Raw genomic sequence first — 21,194 nt, forward strand, 5'->3', positions numbered from 1 at the left:
TTGTCCAGACCCGGAAATTGCTAACACGCGCGACGCCGCTTTCCGGGTCAATCAGGCGACCGACCCGATTCGGATCCCGAACGCTGGGCATCCTTCGATCATTCTCGCCGCCGGGTCGATCGAAGGGGTGAACGATGAGCGCCACACAGGGAGCGCCGGCCAGAGCCGCCCATCGCAGCCTGGTCCCCGCCCGCATGGACCGACTGCCCTGGAGCAGGTTCCACTGGCTGGTGATCGTCGGCCTCGGCGTCTCCTGGATCCTGGACGGCCTGGAGATCCAGATCGTCTCGCAGGCCGGCTACCAGCAGTCCCTGGGCCTGACCACCGCCGAGGTCGGGGCGGTCGGCTCGGTGTACCTGGCCGGCGAGGTGGCCGGCGCGCTGGTCTTCGGCCGGATCACCGACCGTCTCGGCCGCCGCAAGCTGTTCATGGTCACCCTCGGTGTCTACCTGGTCGCCAGCGGCCTGGCCGGATTCTCCTGGGACCTGTGGTCCCTGCTGGTCCTGCGCTTCATCGCCGGCACCGGCATCGGCGGGGAGTACACGGCCATCAACTCCGCGATCGACGAGCTGATCCCGTCCCACTACCGGGGACGCGTCGACATCGCCGTGAACGGCACGTACTGGGGCGGAGCCGCACTCGGCGCCGCCGCGAACCTGTACCTGCTCTCCGACCAGGTGCCGCAGAACCTCGGCTGGCGCATCGGGTTCCTCATCGGCCCGGCGATCGGCATCGCGATCATCGCCCTGCGACGCCACATCCCCGAGAGTCCTCGCTGGCTGATGACCCACGGCCGCCAGGAGGAGGCCGAGAGCGTCGTCGACGACATCGAGGCCCGGGTGAAGGCCGACGGCGTGAGTCTGGAGGAGGTGCCGGACAGCAAGGCGATCGAGATCGTCCCCGAGAAGAACATCAGCTACCCGCAGATGGCGAAGGTGTTCTTCGGGCAGTATCCGCGCCGCTCGATCCTGGGCTTCTCGATGATGGTCACCCAGGCATTCCTCTACAACGCGATCTTCTTCACCTACGCCCTGGTGCTCCAGCACTTCTACGGCGTGTCAAAGGCCCACACCAGCTACTACTTCTTCCCGTTCGCCCTCGGCAACCTGGCCGGACCGCTGCTGCTCGGGCACCTGTTCGACACCATCGGCCGGCGCAAGATGATCCTGCTGACCTACGGCCTGTCCGGATTCCTGCTGCTGGTGTCAGCGTTCTTCTTCCACGCCGGCGTGCTCAACGCCACCACCCAGACGGCGTTCTGGTGCGTGATCTTCTTCTTCGCCTCCGCCGGAGCGTCCTCGGCCTACCTCACAGTCAGCGAGATCTTCCCGCTGGAGCTGCGCGCGCAGGCCATCTCCTTCTTCTTCGCGCTCTCCCAAGGCGCCGGCGGCGTAGTCGCACCGTTCCTGTTCGGCCACCTCATCGGCGGACAGAACAATCCGCACCCGGACCGCACGCCGCTCTTCTGGGGCTACGTCATCGGCGCGGTCGTGATGATGATCGGCGGCGCCGTCGGCTGGTTCCTCGGCGTCAACGCCGAGCGCCAGGGCCTGGAGGACGTCGCGCCGCCGATCTCCGCTGTCGGCAAGAGCGGCGCCGCCGCAACGGCGGCAACCGCGTGACCGTCGATCGGATGACCGCCGATCGCGTGACCGTCGATCAAATGGCCGTCGATCAGTCGGTGCCGTAATCGGCCTCGCGCCACGGGGTGCCGCCGTGTCCGTGCTGGTGATCGGCATCCAACCCGGCGGCGATCCCGTCGTCGCCCCGGCTGAGCCTGAGCAACGCAGTGGCGATGCGCGTGGCGAGCATCCCCGAGATCTCCGGAGGTGTCAGAATCGGCCAGCCATCGACGATCCCCTGCACCGGGGCGTCGACAGCGGGACCGAAGTCCGCGGGAACAACGACGACCTCGCGTGCCCCGAGCTGCCGGCAACGCTCGACGCCCTCGGCGACATCGGGCTCGCCGCCACGGAACGCCACCTCCACCCACGGCAGGTCGCCTCGCGACTTGACCAGGTGCGCGATCCGGAACAACTCAGCGTCGTCGAACGTATTGGCCGCCTTGGCCGTCAGCAACACCGCCATATCCGGCGCGTCGAACGGGTCGACGACCCGCGCCACCGCCACCCGCAGCCACCCGGTCAAAAGTGTCGCGTTCCCGAACGGCTCGGCCAACATCACCCGACCGGCCATCGGGCCGCGCGTCAGCCACGTCAGCGTCCGAGCGGCATCGGCCACCAGCTGCGGATCACGTCCCAACGTCATCGGCACCACACACACCGGCAGATCAGTACCGTCAAGCGCCTGATGTACAGCGTTCTCCAACAACCGTCCCGCCGACGACGCCCTCAGCAACGGCCCCTGCTCCACCAAAGGCTCCACCGCCACCTCGGCACCGCCCTCATGACCGCCGACGATGACCACGGCCGCGCGCGCCGCGTCCGACTCCGAGGGGGCCATCGCCACTCCTCGACCTGCGAAATCGGCGGTATCCGCGGGGTCGGCGGCATCACGAAGAGAAGAGTTCATATCCACTGCTAGGGCCTCAATTTCTGCTCTCACCGCTTGAACGGCCGACTCCTCATGACCGCTCCGGGCAGGCGGCCCGGCCGCCTACGCGCCTGCCCCGTATGACCGGTTATCCACAGGCCAAACCCCGCCGATCATACGGAACCGGTGTTTCGCGTCGGTTTCGTCTGACAAGAGTCGAACAAACCGAATCTTCACCGGTTGAATGGCACGATCATGGGTAGGGAGGTGTCCGCGCTGCGGTTCGTCCGGGATCGTCTACAGAGTCCGGAACCTGCGAAAACCGTCAGCGCCCGCGACGTGTCCGCAGCGACGCGCCGAGGACAATTGGCATAGCGAGAGGCGTTTGGCTTGTGGATGCGATAACGGAGCGCGGCGCGGATTTCCTGGTGGTCGCCAACCGGCTGCCGGTCGATCTGGAGCAGCTTGAGGACGGGACCGAGCGGTGGCGTCCGAGTCCCGGCGGTCTGGTCAGCGCGTTGGAACCGTTCCTGCGCCAGCGCAACGGCGCCTGGATCGGCTGGTCCGGCCGGGCCGATCAGGACGTGGCCTCGTTCGACGACGACGGCCTGCTGATGCTTCCGGTCAGGCTGTCCTCCGACGAGGTCCGGGACTACTACGAGGGTTTCTCCAATGCGACGCTGTGGCCGCTGTACCACGACGTCATCGTCCCGCCGGTGTTCGAGCGGTCCTGGTGGGACAGCTACGTCACGGTCAACCAGCGGTTCGCCGACGCCGCCGCGGCAGCTGCCGCCCCCGGGGCGACGGTGTGGGTACAGGACTACCAGCTCCAGCTCGTTCCGGCCATGCTGCGTGAACAGCGTCCCGATCTGAGGATCGGCTTCTTCCTCCACATCCCGTTTCCCCCGGTCGAGCTCTTCATGCAACTGCCCTGGCGCGCCGAGGTCGTCCGCGGACTGCTGGGCGCCGACGTGGTCGGGTTCCAGATGCCCGGGGGCGCGCAGAACTTCCTGTGGCTGGCCCGGCGGCTGCTTGATCTGGAACCGACGAGAGCAGCCGTCAGGGTGCGCAGCCGCCCCGGATCGGTGCCGTTCAACGGCCGACAGGTCCGGGTCGGCGCCTTCCCCATCTCCATCGACGCCGCAGGTTTCAACAAGCTGTCACGGAAAGCCCAGACCGCCGAGCGCGCCCGCCAGATCCGCTCGGACATGGGGAATCCCCGCCGCCTGCTGCTGGGAGTGGACCGGCTGGACTACACCAAGGGCATCGACGTGCGGCTGCGTGCCCTGCGCGAACTGCTGGTCTCCGGGCGGGTCGATCCGGAGTCCGTGGCCATGATCCAGGTCGCCACGCCGAGCCGCGAGCGCGTCGGACAGTACAAGGCGATGCGACGCAACATCGAGGAACAGGTCGGACGGCTCAACGGCGAGTTCGGCCGGGTCGGCCGACCGATCGTGCACTACCTGCACCAGCCGGTGGACCGCGACGAGCTCGTCGCGCTGTACTGCGCCGCCGACGTCATGGTGGTCACGCCGTTCCGGGACGGGATGAACCTGGTCTGCAAGGAGTACGTCGCCACCCGGCACGACCTCGACGGAGTGCTGGTGCTCTCCGAATTCGCCGGGGCCGCGGCCGAGCTGAGCGACTACGCCCTGCTGGTGAACCCGCATGACCTGGACGGCGTCGCAAAGGCTCTGGTCCGGGCGCTGACCATGGACCCGATGGAGCAGCGGGCGAGGATGCGGACGCTGCACCGGCAGGTAATGACTCATGATGTGGGTCGTTGGGCGCGGTCGTTCCTCGACTTCCTGGACCCCACCACGGCCACGCACACCGAAGCCCAGGCGGTACACCAGTGACCGCCGGGACGCTGCCGACCGGACTGCGGCAGGCCATCGACCGCATCGCGCGCGTGCCGCGGCTGCTCGTGGTCTGCGACTACGACGGGACGCTCGCGCCGATCGTCGCAGACCCAGCGCAGGCGGTGCCACGTCCGGAATCGACACAGGCCTTGGCGACGCTCGCCACGCTGCCGGACACCACCGCCGGCGTGATCTCCGGCCGGGCGCTGCGCGACCTGGCCCCGTTGTCCGGACTGCCGGCCGGCGTACACCTGATCGGCAGCCACGGCGCGGAGTTCGACGCCGGGTTCGCCCACGCGCTGGACCATCAAGCGCAGGCGTTGCGACGCCAGTTGGAGACCGACCTCGAAGGACTCATCGGCCGCACCCCCGGCGCGTCCTTGGAGCTGAAGCCTGCCAGTATCGCCGTGCACGTGCGCCGGGCCGAGCCGGCGGCAGGCGCCTCGGTGCTGGAAGCGGTCCGCACCGGCCCGGCCCGCTGGCGGGGCGTGCACGTGACCGAGGGCAAGGCGGTGATCGAGCTGGCGGTCGTCGAGACCGACAAGGGCGAAGCCCTGGACGTGCTGCGCCGCCGGGTCGACGCCACCGCGGCGGTGTTCGTCGGGGACGACGTCACCGACGAGAAGGCCTTCGCGCGCTTGACCGGGCTGGACGTCGGCGTGAAGGTCGGCAGCGGCGAGACCTTGGCCGAATACTCCGTACCGGATACCGAAGACGTCGCGATCATGCTCGCTTACCTCCTGTCGGAGCGCCGTCGTTGAGTCCAAGCTGAAGGACGACAGCGGCCTGAGCTTGCATCAGCTCGCGAAGAAGACCGGGTTCAGCGCCTCCTCCTGGGAGCGTTACCTCGGCGGCCGCGCGTTCGCCCCGGAGAGCGTGGTGCGGGGCCGTGTCTGGCACGGCGCGGTCGGCAGCCGGGTGTCGATATCGGTCGCGGGCAGGGACACCCGTTCCGCGGTGGTTCAGGACGGCTCGGAGAGCACTGATTTCGTGTACGAAAGCAAAACCGGTTGCAGAGAAGTCCCTGCAACCGGTATCCCATTCCGCAACTGAACCTTTACCCGAGCGAGAACCTCTGATAGTTCCCGCCGTTGCACGGGTCTATGTAGACCGAACCAACGTTGTTCCCTTCACCATCGGTGTTGCTGTCCAGACACCACGTGCCGGTGCTGAAGGTGTCGGTGCCATCGGAGTTGCTGATGACAGCGAAGTTCACCGCGTTACCGGCACATGATTCCGTCTTCATCAGGACGAGGTTGCTGTTGACCTGCGTTCCTGTGGTCAGGCACAGGTTGGTCTGGGCGTCCTCAAGGGCGCGGCTGCTCCCTTCGAGATTGATGGCGAGCCAGTTCTGGAAGTTGCCGCCGTTGCACGGAAGCGCGTAGGCGTTGCCTGAGGTGTTGCTGTCCAGGCAACGGCCTGTCGCCTTGTCGTGGAGTCTGATCGTGCTGCCGCCCGCCCACGCCGACCCGGTGAACGTCATCGTCAGAGCCGCGGCACCGACGAGGACACCGGCCGTCTTGATCAACTTGGTGCGGAACATGCATACCTCCATCGCGCGGTGCCGGCGCGCGATTCGGGCACGCACGGACACCCAGACTGCGCCGCGACCGTGTGGCCGGGGCACGGCCAGTCTCCAGGCAGGCAGGACCCGACCACAGCACGTCTCGGGACATTGCCGGAGACGCGGGACGGGACGGCGCCTGACCTGGGGTTTCCCATCGGCGTTTGACGAAATCGCGGGCCTTGGGACGTCCAGCCCGCCACGGGACTGGGACGCCGGCTCCCCTTTGCGTTGGACACCGGGCAGGCGCTACTTCGTCGAAGTCCGGGACCTGACCCCGGCGGCCCGAGTCTTGAGCAGTACCGAGACCGTGGTCCCGACGCCCACTTCGGACTCCACCGTCACCTGCCCCTGATGGGCGTGGACGATCGCCTCGACGATCGCCAGCCCGAGTCCGGATCCGCCGTAGGCACGGCTGCGGCTGGCCTCGGCCCGCCAGAAGCGTTCAAAAACGCGCGGGAGGTCCTGCGGGGCGATGCCGGGGCCGTCGTCGGCCACGTCGATCTGGACCTGGCCCGGACTCGTCGCGACGGCGACGTGCACAGCCGTCCCGGCCGGGGTGTGCTGGACAGCGTTGCCCACGAGGTTGCGCAGCACCTGCTGGAGGCGGGCGGCGTCGCCGCTCACCGGGGCGGGGCCGGCGGCGGTCAGGGTGATGGTGCGGTCCGGGTGGATGACGTGCGCGTCCTCCACCACGCCGGCGGCCAGCGACGTCACGTCGACCGGTGCCTGGTCCAGCGGCCGGCCAGCGTCCAGGCGCGCCAGCAGTGAGAGGTCCTCGACCAGCAGCCGCATCCGGCCGACCTCGTCCTCGATGTGGCCGAGAGCAGCGTCCAGGCCGGGCCCGGTGAGCGCGCCCTGACGGTGCAGATCGAGCCAGCCGGAGATCGTGGACAACGGGGTGCGCAGCTCATGCGAGGTGTCCGCGGCCAGCGACCGGACGGCGGCCTCGGCGCGCGCCTGGGCGTCGAAGGCCCGGTTGACCGCCTCGGCCAGCTGGTCGGTCTCGCTGCGGTCGCCGCGGATCGGGAGGCGTTCGGTCAGGTGCCCTTCGGCGATGGCGTCGGCGCTGTCGGCCATCTCGGCCAGCGGCCGCAGTCCGAGCCGCAGGACGAGGACGGCCAGCGCGAGCAGCACGGCCAGGGCGCAGGCGGCGATGGCCAGTTGGCGGGCGAACAGGGTGTCGGTGGTGGAGTCGTCGACGGAGGTGTCGATGACCAGGATCACGGCGGCCGGCTTCACAGCGGGTCCGTCCGCACGCACCAAGGTGATGCCGGGACTGGGGATGCGGATGGCGCTGAGGTCGTGGCCGTGGCAGGCCAGGCCGTCCCCCGCGCCGCCGTCCCCTGCGTTGTCACAGCCGACGACCTGGCCCGGCCGCACCGCCGCGGTGGCGCGGACCAGCGCTTCCGGAGCGAGATCGGCTGCTCCACCGGAGAGCAGGATGCGGTCCTGCGCGTCGACGGCGATGCTGCCGAGCGGCGGACCCAGCAACGCAGAGAGCTGATCACCGTCAGCGACTTGCGGGCCCCTGGCGATGACGGCTTCCAGACGAGCGGCGCTGTCTTGCAGGGTGTGGACGTACCGCTTGTGCAGGTAGTCCCCCAACAACACCGCGCCGGCCACCGAGCTCGCGGCCAGCCCGGCGACCAGCAGTCCCGCGAGTCCGGCGAGAAGGCGCAACCGGACGCCCGCCCGGGACGGACGAAGGCGCCCGTGCAGGCCCGCGAGGTTCATCGGACGGCCTGCTGCCGCAGCGTGTACCCGACGCCGCGAACGGTGTGCAGCAGCGGGACGCGGCCGGCGTCGATCTTGCGGCGCAGGTTGGAGACGAAGCGTTCGACGACGACCGAGTCGCCGCCGAAGTCGTACTGCCAGACGGCTTCCAGGATCTGCGACCGCGACAGCACCTGGCCTTGGTGGACCATCAGGTAGTGCAGGAGCCGGTACTCCGTGGGCGACAGTTCGATGAGCTCCCCGCCGCGGCAGACCTCGTGGCGCAGGTCGTCGATTTCCAGGTCGCCGCACCGCAGGATGGGATCCTGCTCGGCGGGCGGGCCGCCGCGGGCCCGGCGCAACAAGGCTTGCAGCCGGGCGCCGACCTCGACGACGCTGAACGGCTTGGTGACGTAGTCGTCGCCGCCCAGGCGCAGCCCTCGAACCCGGTCCTCCACCGCGTCGCGCGCGGTGAGGAAGAGCACGGGGACCGCGATGCCGCCCTCGCGCAGCAGCTGCAGGATCTCGAAGCCGTCGGCCCCGGGGAGCATCACGTCCAGGACGATCACGTCCGGCGGGCGGCGGGCGACCTGCGCCAGTGCCTCGGTCAGGCCGCCCGCCGCGTCCACCGCGAATCCGGCGAAGCCGAGCGCGGAGATCAGCAGCTGCCTGACACCGGCGTCATCATCGACGACCAGCACGCGGTCGGCTTCGGCGGAATCGTTCATCGGACCGCGGACTCGCTTTCCCGATCGCCGCCGAGCACCGCGCGGCCTGCGTCGTCGAAGGTTGCGCTGAGGGATTCGCCCTCGACGTCCAGGCGCGGCAGAACCCGGTCAAGACGGCGCGGAAGCCACCAGGCGCGGTCGCCGAGCAGCGTGAGGACCGCCGGCACCAGGGTCATCCGCACCGCGAACGCGTCGATGAGGACGCCGAAGGCCAGTCCGAAGGCGATCGGCATGACATCGGGATCCTTGCCCAGCAGGAAGGTGAGGAAGACCGCGATCATGATCAGGGCCGCGGCGGTCACCACCCGGGAGGCGTTGCGGGCTCCGACGAGGATCGCGCCGCGCGCGTCCTTCCGGTGGCCGTAGTCCTCACGCATCGCCGAGACCAGGAACACCTCGTAGTCCATCGCCAGTCCGAACAACACCGCCATGACGATGATCGGCGCGAAGCTGGCCACCGGGCCGAGGCTGGGAACGCCGAGCACGCCGGCGAGCCAGCCCCACTGGAACACCGCGACGGTCGCGCCGAAGGCCGAGCCCACCGAGAGCAGGAATCCCACGGTCGCCTTGACCGGGATGGCGACGGACCGGAAGGCGATCATCAACAGCAGCAGCGACAGACCCACCACGACCACCGCGAACGGGATCAGCGCGCCGTTGAGTTTGGTCGCGACGTCGATGCTGACCGCGGTCTGGCCGGTGACGGCGACCCGGCCGCCGAACTGCCGGGCCGCCGGCGCGAGCGCGGTGTTCAGACGTGAGACCAGGTCGCTGGTGTCCTGGCTGCGCGGGCCGGTCGTCGGGACGACCTGGATTCGGGCGGCTGTGCCGTCCGCGGCGGTGTCGACGCCGCTGGTCCGGGCGATGCCGTGGACGTCGGGGAGCTCCTTCGCCACCGCGGTCGCGGTCTGTGCCGTGACCGTCGTGTTCGGACCCTCGACCAGGACGACCAACGGGCCGTTGGCACCGGGGCCGAAGGCCCGGCTGATCGTGTCGTACGCCTGGCGGGTGGACGTCGACGTCGGGTTGGAGCCGTCGTCGGTCAGGGAGGTCTGCAACCGCAGCGCCGGGGCCGCCACGACCAGGAGCCCGACCGTCACCAGGACCAGGTTGCGGACCGGATGGCGCAGGACGCCGCCGACCCACTTGGTCCCCAGGGTCGCCCGGTCCGGATCGGTGCCACGAGCCGCCTTGGAGCCGGGCTTGGGAATCAGCCTGCGGCCGAAGGCGGCGAGCAGAGCCGGCAGCAGGGTCAGTGCCATGATCACGGCCATCGCGACGGCACCTGCCGAGGCCAGGCCCATGGAGGTGAGCATCGGCACGCCGGCGACCGACAGTCCGGCCAGGGCGATGAGCACGGTCGCCCCGGCGAAGACCACCGCGCCGCCGGCGGTGGCGGTGGCCTTGGCCACTGATTCGGGAACGGGCATGCCGGTGGCGAGTTGGGCGCGATGCCGCGAAACGATGAGCAGCGCGTAGTCTATGCCGACCGCCAGGCCGAGCATGATCGCCAGGGTGGGTGCGTTCTCGGAGACGCCGACTGCCGAGGCCACGGTCAGGATCGTCATCATGCTGCCCACGACGCCGAGAACGGCGGTGAGCAAAGGCATCCCGGCCGCGAGCATCGAGCCGAAGGTGATGAACAGGATCGCCAGGGCGACGAGGATACCGATCAGCTCCGTCGGACCTATCGGGGCGTTCGTCGGGACATACGCGTCACCACCGTAGACGACCGTCAGCCCGGCCTTCCGCGCGGCGTCGCCGGTGGCCTTCAGAGCGTCCAGCGTCACGGTGGGCACGTCTTTGTCCGCGGCGGTGGTGAAGTCCACATCGGCCACGGCGGTCCGCCCGTCGGGCGAGACCAGGCCGTCCGCGGCGGGATCGCCGACCGACGTCACGCCGACGACTCGGCCCGCGGCCGCCAGACTCGCACGCAGCGGTGCCTGAAGGCCCGGCTCGGCCAGCCTGTGACCGGCCGGCGCCTGGAAGACGATCCGCGCGGACTGGGAGTCGGGAGTCGGCCAGTGCCGGTCCATCCTCGTCAGCGCGGTCTGGGCGGCGGAGCCGGGGATGGACTTGGTGTTCTGGAGCGAGCCGCCGACCGAGATTCCCAGGCCGACGACGGCCGCCAGGACGATCAGCCATCCGAACATCATCGTGCGCCGTCGGCGCGCGCCGAAGGCGCCGAGCCGGTACAAAAGCGTTGCCATGACAGTCCCCTCATCAGGTGGTGGAAGTGACTCCACCGATCCTGAGCGGCGTGCTTGACACCCGACCCCCGCTGCGTTTGACGGTTTGCTGACGGTCGCATCAGCCGCGCGGCACGACGATGCCGCCGCCGTTCGCGCCCGCTTCGGCCTCGTCCAGCATCAGCGCGGCCACGGTGGCGCGGGAGATCCGGGGCGGCAGCAGAGGACGCCGATACTCGGCCAGCGGCACAACGCCGCGCCGAGGACTGATGGGACCGTTGCCGAGGTCCGGCGCGTGCAGCACGGTGGCCCCGGCCTGGAGCACGATGTGGTCGGCCTCGGCCTTCTCGACCAACTCCTTGCCGACGACCATCCGCATGATCGCCTGATAGAGCACGCCGCCCGCGCCGGTGGACGCGCCCGAGCCCAGCGCTCCCAGCCAGACTGTGCGAACACCACGTGCGGCCAGCACTCTGGCTCCGGCGACCAGCGCGCCGGGACCGTCGTCCTTGCGGACACCGATCGCCGAGGCGACCACGTCGACGTCGTCGAGGGCGGGAAAGTGCTGCGGCGACGTGACATCGGCTCGCCGGATCTCCAGCCGTCCGGACGCGGGCCTCGTGAACCGATCGGGGGCTCGCACGAGCGCGACTACGTGGTGGCCCCGCTCACTCGCATGGTCGACAAGCAGGCCGCCGACCCTCCCGGTCGCGCCGAGAACTGCGATCCGCATGGGATCCCTCCTCTAACTGAACAAGTGTTGGCCAAGTAAGTAAACAAGTGTTGGCTACGGCGCGTCAACCCGGGCCGCCGGGCACCGCGAAGCCGGAGACCGGTAAGCTGGGCGAGTTGTGAGGAGAGGTTGACGCAGGTCGGAAGGGGTAACGATGGCGTCTGCGGGACAAGGCGCGGAAGCGGGCACGGCCCGCCGCCGCAACCCGCGAGGGCAGGGGCAGCTGCTCAAGGCCCAACTCGTGGAGGCCGCCGCGCACCTGCTCGCGACCCTCGACCAGCCCGAGACCCTCACCCTCCGCCAGGTCGCGCGCGAGGTGGGCGTCGCCCCGGCCAGCATCTACGGCCATTTCCCGGACCTCGGCGCACTGATCGAGCACGTCCTGCGACTCCGCTACGACGAGCTGGCCGGGATCATGAACCAGGCGGCGGAATCCGCCGCGGACCCCCTGGCCGAACTCGTCGGCCGGTGCGGAGCGTACGTGCACTGGGGAGTCGAGCAGCCCGGCCCCTACCGGACGCTGTTCGGCGGCCGGATGCCCGCCGACCTCGTCCCCGGATCAGCTCACGGGGCCGGTGCCGAACTGCTCGACTCTGTCGTCGCGGCGCTGGCGGCGGTCGCCGAGCAGGACGGGACGCGGTCCACGGAGGCTCAGCGGTGGCAGGCCGGGCTCCTGCTCTGGACCGCGCTGCACGGCCTGGTCAGCCTCTACAACGACCACGGAAACATCCCCTGGCCGGCCTTGGACGACCTGCTCGCGAACCTGCTCAGCCTCCACACCTCGCGGCCGATCGAGCAGATCGCACCTCTCTTGGCACGAGGCGCCACATCGCCGTGAGCCCTGGATTCGTTCCGGGGCGACGCTGATCACGTTTCCCGCTGTGCGGTTTGATCATGCCCGATCGCGGATAACCGGCGCGTTCGACCGGCGACACCCGCGGCTTCGCCGCTGTCGGACCGCTGGTGATTCACTCGTGACTCGTTGTAACAGGGAGATGCGGAATGCAGGACAGGAGTGTGAGTTCGGGAACCGGTAGGGAGCAAGAACCACTCCTCATCGTCCCGCGCGACGTCCAGGTGCCGGACCTGCGCACGCGGGCCGGCCGGAGCCTGCGGCAGGTGCTGCTGCGACGTGGGGCTTTCGCTTCGGCGATCGCCGTCGCGGCGCTGGTCGTGTCCTACCACTACGGCGGCCTGCTCGGCACCAGCCAGCATCAGGTCCTGCACCGCCTCCTCGCGGTGGCCGGCGCGGGGGTGTTCCTCGTGAGCGCGGTGGTCGCGGTGCGCTGCGCGACCAACGACATCCTGGGGCTCGTGCACGTCCCGGGCCGGCTCAGCGACGCCCGGGCGAGCACGTTCCGCATCCTGTGCCTGCTGTGCGGCTACGTCCTGGTGGTCCTCGGCGCATTGAGCCTGCTGCAGGTCCCGGTGGGGCATCTGCTCCTCGGCGGGGTGCTGACCGGGGTCATCCTGGGTATCGCGGCGCAGCAGGTCCTCGCGAACGTCTTCGCGGGCATCATGATCCTGTTCGCCAAGCCGTTCGCGATCGGCGACGAGCTCCGGATCCGCTCGGGAGCCCTCGGCGGCCCGATCGTCGGCCGCGTGTCCGGGATGACGCTGACGTACGTGACGGTGTCGACCATCGCCGGGCCGGTGCTGCTGCCCAACAGCGCCGTGCTCGCCGCGGCCGTGGGACCGGCGGCGGAGTGGCTCGAACCGTGACTCGAACCGTGACTCGAACCGTAATCGGCCACGGGAGGGCCACCACTTACCGATTGGCCGTGTGATCTCCGGAGTGCGACCTCTGATACTGGCCAGAGGTTCGTCTGTGAAGGAGACCACTGTGCCTTTCGTCCGTATCGAAGTGCCCAAGAGCCCGGCGGGGTTCGCCGAGCAGACCGGTGAGGCAGTCCACCGGGCCCTGGTCGAGGCGCTCGGCATCCCCGACGGCGACCGTTTCCAGGTGCTCACCGAGTACGAGCCCGGCCGCCTGTCCGCGGACCCGTCGTTCCTCGGCGTCGACCGCTCCGACCGCGTGGTGCTGGTCGAGGTCACCCTCGTGGCGGGGCGCGACGTGTCGCTGAAGAAGGCGCTGTACGCGGCGATCGCCGACCGGCTCGCCGAAGTCGGCGTGCGGCGGGAGGACGTGCTGATCTGCTTGAACGAGGTGCGAGCCGAGGACTTCTCGTTCGGCGACGGGAAGGCGCAGTACGCCGACAGCCTGCCGCCACACTTGGCAGGCAAGCAGGCCCCGTCGCCGGTCCCGTCCTCCGTTCCCACGCCGGTCGCCTCCCTGCCCTTCACCGCCGCGGTCCCCCACGGCGGCTTCACATTCGTCAGCGGCCAGGTCGGCGTGGACCCGGCCTCCGGCGCGCTGCCGCCAGGGGGCGTCGTGGCACAGTTCGAGCAGGCGGTGGCGAACCTCGAAGCCGTGCTCGCGGCCTCCGGCCGGACGCTCGCCGATGTTCTGCGCGTCGGCGTCTACCTGACCGACATGGACGACTACCCCGCGATGAACGACGCCTACGGCAAGGCGTTCGCCGAGCCGTATCCGGCCCGCACCGCGATCGGCGTCGCGGCGCTGCCGCTCGGCGCGGCGGTCGAGATCGACGCGATCGTCGCCGACCGGGGCACCCGGTGAGCCGCCGGGGCGGGTCGGCGACAGCTCACCGAGCCGGGGTGACCAAGCCCGATTCGTAGGCCGCGATGACCAGCTGCGCCCGGTCGCGCGCGCCGAGCTTGGTCAACAGGTGGCTGACGTGGGTCTTCGCGGTGGCCGGGCTCAGGTGCAGGTGCGCGGCCAGTTCGGTGTTGGACAGGCCGCGGGCGACGAGCAGCAGGACCTCGCGCTCGCGCAGGGTGAGGCCGTCCAGCTCCGTGGCGGCGCGGTTGGCCGGGGCGGGGCGGCGGGCGAACTCCGCGATGAGGCGGCGGGTGACGCCCGGGGAGAGCAGGGCGTCGCCGGCGGCGACGACGCGGATCGCGGTCAGCAGGTCGGCCGGCGGGGTGTCCTTGAGCAGGAAGCCGCTGGCGCCGCCGCGCAGCGCCTCGTAGACGTAGGCGTCGATGTCGAACGTGGTCAGGATCAGCACGCGGGTCGCGGGGTGGGCGGCGGTGATGAGCCTGGTCGCCTGGAGCCCGTCGGTGTCCGGCATCCGGATGTCCATCAGGACCACGTCGGGCCGGTGCCGCTCGGCCAGGTCGACGGCCTCGCGGCCGGTCGCGGCCTCGCCGCAGGCGGTCATGTCCCCGGCGGTGTCGACCAGGACGCTCAGGCTGCCGCGGAGCAGGACTTGATCGTCCGCGATCAGGACCTTGATGTCCGGCAGGGCGTCGGTCATCGCGGACCGGAGGAGGTCGAGGAGGTCATCGGATCCGCGGCCGGAGCCCGCCGATCCAGCGGGAGCCACACGCTGACCCGGAACCCGCCGTCCGCGGTACTCCCGGCGTCCAACCGCCCGCCGCACAAGGCGGCCCGCTCGCGCATGCCGATCAGGCCGTGGCCCGAGCCGCGCCACAGGTCGGCCCGCGGCGCGAGCAAGGCGAGTGACCGCTCCCGCCGTCCGGGGCCGTTGCTGATCACCGCTTCGAGGCCGTTGTCCCGGTCGCCGACGGTGACGTGGGCTTCCGCCGCCCGAGTGTGCTTGATGACGTTGGTGAGTGCTTCCTGCACGATGCGGTAGACCGTCACCTGCACGCCAGCCGGCACGTCAGCGGCGGCCAGCCGCTGGTCCAGCGTGACGCGCAGCCCCGCCTCACCCGTCCGGGCCGCCAGCTCCGACAGCTCGGCGAGGCCGGGCGCCGGGGCGAGTTCGGCCGGGTCCGTCAGCTCCGCGTCGTCGGCCTCGGCGCGCAGGACGCCCAGCAGCCTGCGAAGCTCCACCAGCGCGGTACGGCTGGTGGACTCGATGGCCGCCAGAGCGGTCGTGGCCTGCTCGGGTCGGCGATCCATGACGTACCCGGCGACACCGGCCTGCACGGCGATCAGGCTCATCGAATGCGCCACGACATCGTGCAGGTCTCTGGCGATCCGCATCCGTTCCTGGAGCACATGTTCCTGGAGCCGGCCGGTGGCCTGAGCTGCGACCAACACCGTGTTGGCGCGATGCTGGCGGATCAGGAGTGCCAGCGCCCAGACCGTCGCCAACACGATCGCCGCGGACTGCAGATGCGTTCCGAGATTCGGGGCCGGATTCTGCAGCCGCATCCCGGCCGCCAGACACCCCAACGTGGCCGCACCGGCGATGAGGGCACGCCGGGCGGTGGCTGTCGTGGCGACGGTATAGGTCGCGTAGGAAAGGTTGACCAGGGGCGCGGCGTTGATGGCGGCCAGCCCCAGCGAGGCCGCGGCGACGGACAGCAGCACCGCCAACGGCCATCGCCGCCGCACCGCCAACGGAGCCGACGCCGCGACGGCCAGCGCGGCCAACAGCCACGCGGGCCGGTCGGGCGCGGCGGCACGCTCCCCCACATACGTCCCCACGCCGATCACCACGGCCGCGGCCTGATCCAGCGCGACCCAGTGGCGCGGCGCGACCCTGCTGATCAGCGGCCTGGATTCGGGCGTCACGTCATGACCGTACCTCCGCGCGACCGGTCCGCACATCAGCCCACAGACGCATTGGATCAGCTCATCCCCGGGATGGAGGAACGAGTACTTTCCCCTGGCGATCGCGCCCCTGGGAGTAGCCGGAAGACGCGACCCCGGCCCGATGTGCCCGACCCGACAACACCGCGAAAGTGGCGCATATCAACCAACCCGGGGAGGCACAGTGATCGAGATCAGGAATCTGAGTAAACGCTTCGGCCCCGTTCTGGCGGTCGACGGGCTCACCTTCGAGGTGACACCGGGCCGGATCACCGGCTTCCTCGGACCCAACGGCGCCGGCAAGTCCACCACCATGCGCCTGATCCTGGGACTGGACGCGCCCACCGCCGGCACCGCCGCCATCGCCGGCCGCCCGTACCGAGAGCTCCGCGATCCGCTCCGGGAAGTCGGCGCCCTGCTGGACGCCGGCGCGGTCCACGGCGGGCGGACCGCCGTCGCGCACCTGCGCTGGATCGCCGCCGGCAACCGGATCAGCCCGACGCGGGTCGCCGAGGTGCTGGACGCGGTGGGCATCGCGACCGCGGCCGGACGCCGGATCCGCACGTACTCGCTCGGGATGAGACAACGCCTCGGCATCGCGGCCGCGCTACTCGGCGATCCCGGCGTGTTGATGTTCGACGAACCGGTCAACGGACTCGACCCCGAAGGCGTCCGCTGGCTCCGCGTCCTGCTGCGCGGACTGGCCGACGAGGGCCGCACGGTACTGCTGTCCAGCCACCTGATGAGCGAGATGGCGCAGGTCGCCGACCACCTCGTCATCGTCGGCCGGGGCCGGCTGCTCGCCGACACCCCGCTCACCGAGCTGCTGGCCGCCGCCGGGGGCGACGTGCTGGTGCGGACCCCCGAGCCGCCGCGGCTGGCCGATCTGCTCACCGGGTCCGGGTCCGGGTCCGGAGCGACGGTCGACAGGCTCCCCGACTCGACGCTGGCCGTCCAGGGCCTGTCCGCCGAACGCATCGCCGACCTCGCCGCGGAGCACGGAGTACGGATCCACCAGCTCACCTCACGCCACGCCACATTGGAGGACGCTTACATGGAACTCACGGCCGACCACGCCGAGTTTCACGCAGGAGGCGTCGCCACAACGACCGACTGCGGGACGGAGCGTTCTGATGCGTGACATCCTGCGCAGCGAGTGGATCAAGCTCATGTCGATCCGCTCGACGCCTTCGACGCTCGCCGTGGCCGCGTTCATCTGCCTCGCCGGCGGCCTGGCCGCGACCGCCTCGGACGTCGCTTCCTGGCCGGCAATGACCACCGTGCAGCGCACCGCCGTGGACCCGGTGCAGGACAGCATCCTGGGCGCGGCCGTCGCACAGATCGCCTTCGGCGTGTTCGGCGTGCTCGCGGTCACCTCCGAATACGCCAGCGGGACCATCCGCACCAGCGTCGCGGCGGTCCCCGAGCGCCGCCGCCTCATGGCGGGGAAGGCCACGGTCACCGGCGGCGTCGCCCTGGTCTTCGCGACACTGCTGGTCGCCGGCAGCTTCTTTCTGGGGCAGGCGGTGCTGTCCCAACGCTCGCTCCAGGCAGGCCTTTCGACGCCGGGCGCCTTGCGCTCCGTCCTCTACGCCGGCTGCTACAGCGCCGTCGTCGCCCTGATCGGCTACGGCCTCGGCCTGCTCTTGCACCACACGGCCGCCGCCATCACCGCACTGGTCGCCGTGATCTTCCTGATCCCCCAGATCAGCCAGACACTGCCCGGCACCTGGGCCGACCGCATCGGCGAATACCTGCCCTACAACGCCGCACGCTCAGCCACCTCGACGCACCGCGTCCCGCACACCCTCACGCCCACCTGGTCGCTACTGGTCTGCGCGGCCTACGCCCTGGTCCCGACACTGGCCGGCATCTGGCTCATCGAACGCCGCGACACATGAGCGGCCGGGATGCTGGCTGCGTAGCTGCATCCTGCAGTTGCTCCGCAGAGCACGCAACGGCTCGGAACCTAACCTCCGTTGACCGCGATCCGGTCGATGGCGGCGGCCAGCGCTCCCATGGTCCGCAGGATCTCCTGCCGATCGGAGTGTTGCGACGCGTGGAAGGGACTCAGCAGCGTGTCGGCGTCCAGGCCGCGCAGGTTCAGGACGCTCGCAGCCATGGTGCGGGCCAGGTCCAAGCCGGTGACCGGATCGTCGGCGAACACCCCGTACGCGTTTCTCATCGCGCCGTCGAGATACTCGACGTCCTCGGCGGTCAGGCGGCGCGGCAGCGCCGAACCCGGGTAGACACGGAACCAAGCCGTCATATCTTCTCCTCAGTCTCTTCTCCTCAGTCCGTGGTCGGTGCCCGGTCCTGCGCCGCCATCGCCGAGTCCCAGGCCTTCCGGTCGCCCGCGACGACCGGCGGCGGGAACAGGCTGCGCGGCCACAGCTTGCGCGCGCGGACCACATCGACCTCGACGGCGTACAAGGTCACGCGGGCCTGGAGGTACAACCAGGCGATCAGGCCCAGGACCAGTCCGAAGGTGCCGTAGAGCGTCGAGGCGTGCCGCAGCTGGTGCGTGACGTAGTAGCCGCCGACCGCCTGCAGGATCTGCCAGCCGACGGCGCCGATCACGGCACCGGTCCACAGCTGGCGGCCGGGCACCTCAGCGGCGATCGCCAGACGCAGGGCCAGCCAGTACGTCAGGGTTCCGATCACCACCGCCGCCAGGAGTGCCGAGACCCGGATCCCGACCGAGAGCGGCCCGCTGCCGACACCGGCCGCCAGGTCGGCCACCAGGGTGGTGACCGCCATCCCGACGCCGACCACGGCGATGAACGCATAGCTGCGCAGCCAGGACCACGGGAAGCCCGGTTGGCGGTTGTACGGGACCGCCCACATGCGGTTCAGGACGTTCTGTGCGGCGTTGGCGAGCCCGCGCGCTCCGAGCAGGGATCCCGCCAGCCCGACCACGAGGCCGACGGGGCCGCGGCCGAGGGCGTGGATGTTGCCGCGCAACTGGTCGCCGATCACCGGGAAGTCCGCCAGCGCCGATCGCAGCACCCACTGTTGCAGCGCCGGGTCGTGGCGCAGCGCGAACCCGAGCACCGTCACCAGCAGGAGCAACAGCGGGAACAGCGAGACGAAGGCATAGAAGGTGAGCAGCCCGGTGAGGTTGCCGACCTGGTCGTCGGAGAGCTTGCGCCACACCGCCGCGGGGAAGGCCAGCCAGCGGCGCCGCTGCTGGAAGGCGTCGATGCGGCGGGTCAGGGCTCTGGTACGGTCGCCGAGGCTCATGACGCCGCGCCGGGTCGGCCAGACAAGGACGCGTTCATGCGAGCTCCTCCTCGTTCACGGCTTCGGGCCCTCCGCATGTCCATCGCGCCGCCGGTCAAACGCCCGTGGTTTGCGGCCGTCGGGTCCGGGCACATGCCGGACCTGGTCGAGCCACCGAGGGTACGAGGAGGATGCGAGACATGTGCCGGTTGTTCGCGATGACAAGCGCCCCGGAACGCGTGCGCGCGACGTTCTGGCTGTTGCAGGCCAAGGACAGCCTCGCCGTCCAGAGCAGGCGGGATCCGGACGGAACGGGGTTGGGCTACTTCCAGCCCGACGGCGAACCCGTGCTGCACAAGGCCCCGATCGCGGCCTACGAGGACCGTGCGTTCGCCGAGGAGGCGAGGACCGTGGAATCCTCGACCTTCATCGCGCACGTGCGCTACGCCACGACCGGCGCCTTGTCCGAGCGCAACACCCACCCCTTCTGCGCCGACGGCCGCATGCTGGCCCACAACGGCGTCATCGAGGGGCTGGACGAGCTCGAACGGCACCTCGGCGACGCCATGGCGGAGGTCCGGGGCGACACCGACTCAGAGCGCTTCTTCGCGTTGGTCAACCGCGAGACCGAGGCCGCCGACGGGGACGTGACCGCGGGTCTGGAGTCCGCAGCCCGGTGGGTCGCGGCTCATCTGCCGCTGTTCGCCCTCAACATCGTGATGACCACCGACGACCAGCTGTGGGCTCTGCGGTATCCCGCCACCCACACCTTGTACGTGCTGAACCGCCACCGCGGCGGCCACCACCGGGGGCGCCACCTCGATCAGTCCGGGGCGGACGGACGCCTGCGGGTGCGCGCCGAAGATCTCGCCGAGCTGCCGTCCGTCATCGTGGCCAGCGAGCGCCTCGACGACAATCCCGACTGGCGCGCGCTGCGCCCCGGCGAACTCGTGCACGTCGGCCCGGACCAGCACGTCACGAGCCGGATCGCGCTGCCGGACCCGCCTGCACACCCGCTCACGGCCGCCGATCTCGATCCGCACGCCGCCGCATCGCAAAGCACGGCTTGAGCGAGGAACTCCTCACGTCTCGGTCGCACGGCGCTTCAGGATCTCCACCTGCACCGTCGAGCCCTCGGTGCGCCAGACGATGTCGTCCACCAGCGCCGACAGGATCGCCCATCCGAACTCGTCACTCTGCGGTGGCGCCGAGTTCCGGGCCCGGCGGCCGAGCACGACTCGAAGCGTCGAGGCATCGAGGACGAAACGGCACTCCAGATCCCCGACCCCCGCGCCGTCGACGGCCGGCCCGTCCCGGACCGTGTGACGCAGCAGCAGACCGCAGGCCTCGTCGACCGCCAGCCGCAAGTCGGCGACCTCCGGAAGCGTGCAACCGAACCTCGTCGCGACATGCGCGGCAGCCGACCGGATGACAGCCAGGTAGTCGGGATCGGCGGGCACCTGGATCAAGACGGTCTCCACCACATCCTCGACCGCGGAAGACGTTCGCTCCGATTGTGCTTCAGGACCCATGTGTCTGCTCTCCGGCGGTGTCGCGTTCACAGGCGGCCGTCGATCAGCAGAGCGGCGACCACCTGCCGCTGTGTCCGCTTACGCCCGGTGTAAACCGTCGTCGCCCGGCAAGATCGACCCCGGAAACAAAAAACACGAGAACTATTTCATGTATCTGTTGACAGAGTCGGCGCCTGTGCCGAAAGCTGGAGTCACCATCACCGGCGATTCGGCGCCGGAGAAGCGGACTACCGGGAGTCGTCCATGGAGTTCTCCAGCACCGCCAGGCATGACGCCGCCCGCGTGGTGCTCACCGTCGCCGGCGACGTGGACCTCGCCGCCCACGCCCGCTTCGAGGCCGACCTCGACGAGGCCTGGGACGGCACGACGGACCTGGTCATCGACTGTTCCCAGGTCGAGTTCCTGGACTCCATGGGGCTCCGGGTCCTGGTACACGCCAGACAGCGCGCCGTCGACAACGGCCGCGACTTCACCGTCGCCGACCCGTCGCAGCCGGTACTGCGGGTCCTGGAACTGGCCGGCGTCACGGAGCTGTTCTCCGTCAAGGGGCCGGTCACGGACGCCTAG

The 21,194-nt window shown here is 70.1% G+C and carries 21 protein-coding genes and 1 pseudogene; 11 read left to right on the forward strand and 11 right to left on the reverse strand.

Features of this window, described 5'->3' with window-relative positions:
• The first annotated feature begins 134 nt into the window (after positions 1-134).
• Positions 135-1,622, forward strand: a complete 1,488-nt coding sequence (locus ABH935_RS01980; protein ID WP_370376004.1) for an MFS transporter — start codon at positions 135-137, stop codon at positions 1,620-1,622.
• Positions 1,623-1,674: 52 nt separating this feature from the next.
• Here ABH935_RS01980 and ABH935_RS01985 read toward each other — a convergent pair whose 3' ends face one another.
• Entirely contained in the window at positions 1,675-2,427 is a 753-nt protein-coding gene (locus ABH935_RS01985; RefSeq protein ID WP_370376005.1) for a sirohydrochlorin chelatase, read from the reverse strand.
• A 458-nt stretch (positions 2,428-2,885) separates the two neighbouring features.
• Here ABH935_RS01985 and ABH935_RS01990 point away from each other — a divergent pair, with 458 nt between their 5' ends.
• From ABH935_RS01990 to ABH935_RS02000, 3 genes and pseudogenes are all read left to right on the forward strand, one after another.
• Positions 2,886-4,352 carry a trehalose-6-phosphate synthase gene (locus ABH935_RS01990; protein ID WP_370376006.1) on the forward strand — a complete coding sequence of 489 codons (1,467 nt, stop codon included), beginning with the start codon at positions 2,886-2,888 and terminating at the stop codon, positions 4,350-4,352.
• Positions 4,349-5,110 (forward strand): annotated as a pseudogene (gene otsB / locus ABH935_RS01995) (trehalose-phosphatase); the annotation flags it as partial. The gene ABH935_RS01990 and the pseudogene otsB, both read left to right, overlap by 4 nt.
• 37 nt (positions 5,111-5,147) lie before the next feature.
• Positions 5,148-5,408 carry a hypothetical protein gene (locus ABH935_RS02000; RefSeq protein WP_370376007.1) on the forward strand — a complete coding sequence of 87 codons (261 nt, stop codon included), beginning with the start codon at positions 5,148-5,150 and terminating at the stop codon, positions 5,406-5,408.
• Positions 5,409-5,412: 4 nt separating this feature from the next.
• Here ABH935_RS02000 and ABH935_RS02005 read toward each other — a convergent pair whose 3' ends face one another.
• The 5 genes from ABH935_RS02005 to ABH935_RS02025 form a co-directional block, all read right to left on the reverse strand.
• Complete coding sequence (locus ABH935_RS02005; protein WP_370376008.1) at positions 5,413-5,898, reverse strand: ricin-type beta-trefoil lectin domain protein; 486 nt, start codon at positions 5,896-5,898, stop codon at positions 5,413-5,415.
• A gap of 270 nt (positions 5,899-6,168) precedes the next feature.
• The gene (locus ABH935_RS02010) at positions 6,169-7,656 is read right to left on the reverse strand and encodes a sensor histidine kinase (protein WP_370376009.1); all 1,488 of its coding nucleotides are present in this window, start codon (positions 7,654-7,656) and stop codon (positions 6,169-6,171) included.
• Positions 7,653-8,363, reverse strand: coding sequence for a response regulator transcription factor (locus ABH935_RS02015; RefSeq protein WP_370376010.1), 711 nt, complete (start codon positions 8,361-8,363; stop codon positions 7,653-7,655). Before ABH935_RS02015 ends, ABH935_RS02010 begins: the two co-directional genes overlap by 4 nt.
• A complete protein-coding gene (locus tag ABH935_RS02020) occupies positions 8,360-10,573 on the reverse strand; it encodes an MMPL family transporter (RefSeq protein ID WP_370376011.1) in 2,214 nt (737 codons plus the stop codon). Before ABH935_RS02020 ends, ABH935_RS02015 begins: the two co-directional genes overlap by 4 nt.
• A gap of 100 nt (positions 10,574-10,673) precedes the next feature.
• On the reverse strand, positions 10,674-11,285 hold the full coding sequence (locus ABH935_RS02025) for an NAD(P)-dependent oxidoreductase (protein ID WP_370376012.1): 612 nt from the start codon (positions 11,283-11,285) through the stop codon (positions 10,674-10,676).
• A gap of 154 nt (positions 11,286-11,439) precedes the next feature.
• Here ABH935_RS02025 and ABH935_RS02030 point away from each other — a divergent pair, with 154 nt between their 5' ends.
• The 3 genes from ABH935_RS02030 to ABH935_RS02040 all read left to right on the forward strand — a co-directional run bounded on the left by ABH935_RS02030 (position 11,440) and on the right by ABH935_RS02040 (position 13,926).
• Positions 11,440-12,123: a TetR/AcrR family transcriptional regulator gene (locus ABH935_RS02030; protein ID WP_370376013.1), complete on the forward strand. Its 684-nt coding sequence runs from the start codon at positions 11,440-11,442 to the stop codon at positions 12,121-12,123.
• A gap of 164 nt (positions 12,124-12,287) precedes the next feature.
• The gene (locus ABH935_RS02035) at positions 12,288-13,007 is read left to right on the forward strand and encodes a mechanosensitive ion channel domain-containing protein (RefSeq protein ID WP_370376014.1); all 720 of its coding nucleotides are present in this window, start codon (positions 12,288-12,290) and stop codon (positions 13,005-13,007) included.
• Between the two features lie 121 nt (positions 13,008-13,128).
• Complete coding sequence (locus ABH935_RS02040) at positions 13,129-13,926, forward strand: Rid family detoxifying hydrolase (protein WP_370376015.1); 798 nt, start codon at positions 13,129-13,131, stop codon at positions 13,924-13,926.
• A gap of 25 nt (positions 13,927-13,951) precedes the next feature.
• Here the strand turns inward: ABH935_RS02040 and ABH935_RS02045 are convergent, their stop codons facing one another.
• Together ABH935_RS02045 and ABH935_RS02050 are read right to left on the reverse strand one after the other, a co-directional pair.
• Positions 13,952-14,626, reverse strand: coding sequence for a response regulator (locus ABH935_RS02045; RefSeq protein WP_370376016.1), 675 nt, complete (start codon positions 14,624-14,626; stop codon positions 13,952-13,954).
• Positions 14,623-15,855, reverse strand: coding sequence for a sensor histidine kinase (locus ABH935_RS02050; protein WP_370376017.1), 1,233 nt, complete (start codon positions 15,853-15,855; stop codon positions 14,623-14,625). The genes ABH935_RS02045 and ABH935_RS02050 overlap by 4 nt, the downstream gene beginning before the upstream one ends.
• A 202-nt stretch (positions 15,856-16,057) precedes the next feature.
• On the opposite strand from ABH935_RS02050, the gene ABH935_RS02055 reads away from it, so the two are divergent.
• Entirely contained in the window at positions 16,058-17,014 is a 957-nt protein-coding gene (locus ABH935_RS02055) for an ABC transporter ATP-binding protein (protein WP_370376018.1), read from the forward strand.
• The gene (locus ABH935_RS02060) at positions 17,007-17,774 is read left to right on the forward strand and encodes an ABC transporter permease (protein ID WP_370376019.1); all 768 of its coding nucleotides are present in this window, start codon (positions 17,007-17,009) and stop codon (positions 17,772-17,774) included. Before ABH935_RS02055 ends, ABH935_RS02060 begins: the two co-directional genes overlap by 8 nt.
• Positions 17,775-17,842: 68 nt before the next feature.
• On the opposite strand, the gene ABH935_RS02065 is transcribed toward ABH935_RS02060, so the two are convergent.
• A complete protein-coding gene (locus ABH935_RS02065; protein ID WP_370376020.1) occupies positions 17,843-18,142 on the reverse strand; it encodes a hypothetical protein in 300 nt (99 codons plus the stop codon).
• A gap of 23 nt (positions 18,143-18,165) precedes the next feature.
• Positions 18,166-19,116, reverse strand: a complete 951-nt coding sequence (locus tag ABH935_RS02070) for a YihY/virulence factor BrkB family protein (RefSeq protein ID WP_370376021.1) — start codon at positions 19,114-19,116, stop codon at positions 18,166-18,168.
• Positions 19,117-19,295: 179 nt separating this feature from the next.
• Here ABH935_RS02070 and ABH935_RS02075 point away from each other — a divergent pair, with 179 nt between their 5' ends.
• Positions 19,296-20,165, forward strand: a complete 870-nt coding sequence (locus ABH935_RS02075) for a class II glutamine amidotransferase (protein WP_370376022.1) — start codon at positions 19,296-19,298, stop codon at positions 20,163-20,165.
• Between the two features lie 12 nt (positions 20,166-20,177).
• On the opposite strand, the gene ABH935_RS02080 is transcribed toward ABH935_RS02075, so the two are convergent.
• Positions 20,178-20,576, reverse strand: a complete 399-nt coding sequence (locus tag ABH935_RS02080) for an ATP-binding protein (protein WP_370376023.1) — start codon at positions 20,574-20,576, stop codon at positions 20,178-20,180.
• A gap of 294 nt (positions 20,577-20,870) precedes the next feature.
• Between ABH935_RS02080 and ABH935_RS02085 the strand changes: the two genes are divergently transcribed.
• Positions 20,871-21,194, forward strand: a complete 324-nt coding sequence (locus ABH935_RS02085) for an STAS domain-containing protein (RefSeq protein ID WP_370376024.1) — start codon at positions 20,871-20,873, stop codon at positions 21,192-21,194.

Origin of the sequence: Catenulispora sp. GAS73, from assembly GCF_041262085.1 — a bacterium.
Classification (GTDB): domain Bacteria; phylum Actinomycetota; class Actinomycetes; order Streptomycetales; family Catenulisporaceae; genus Catenulispora.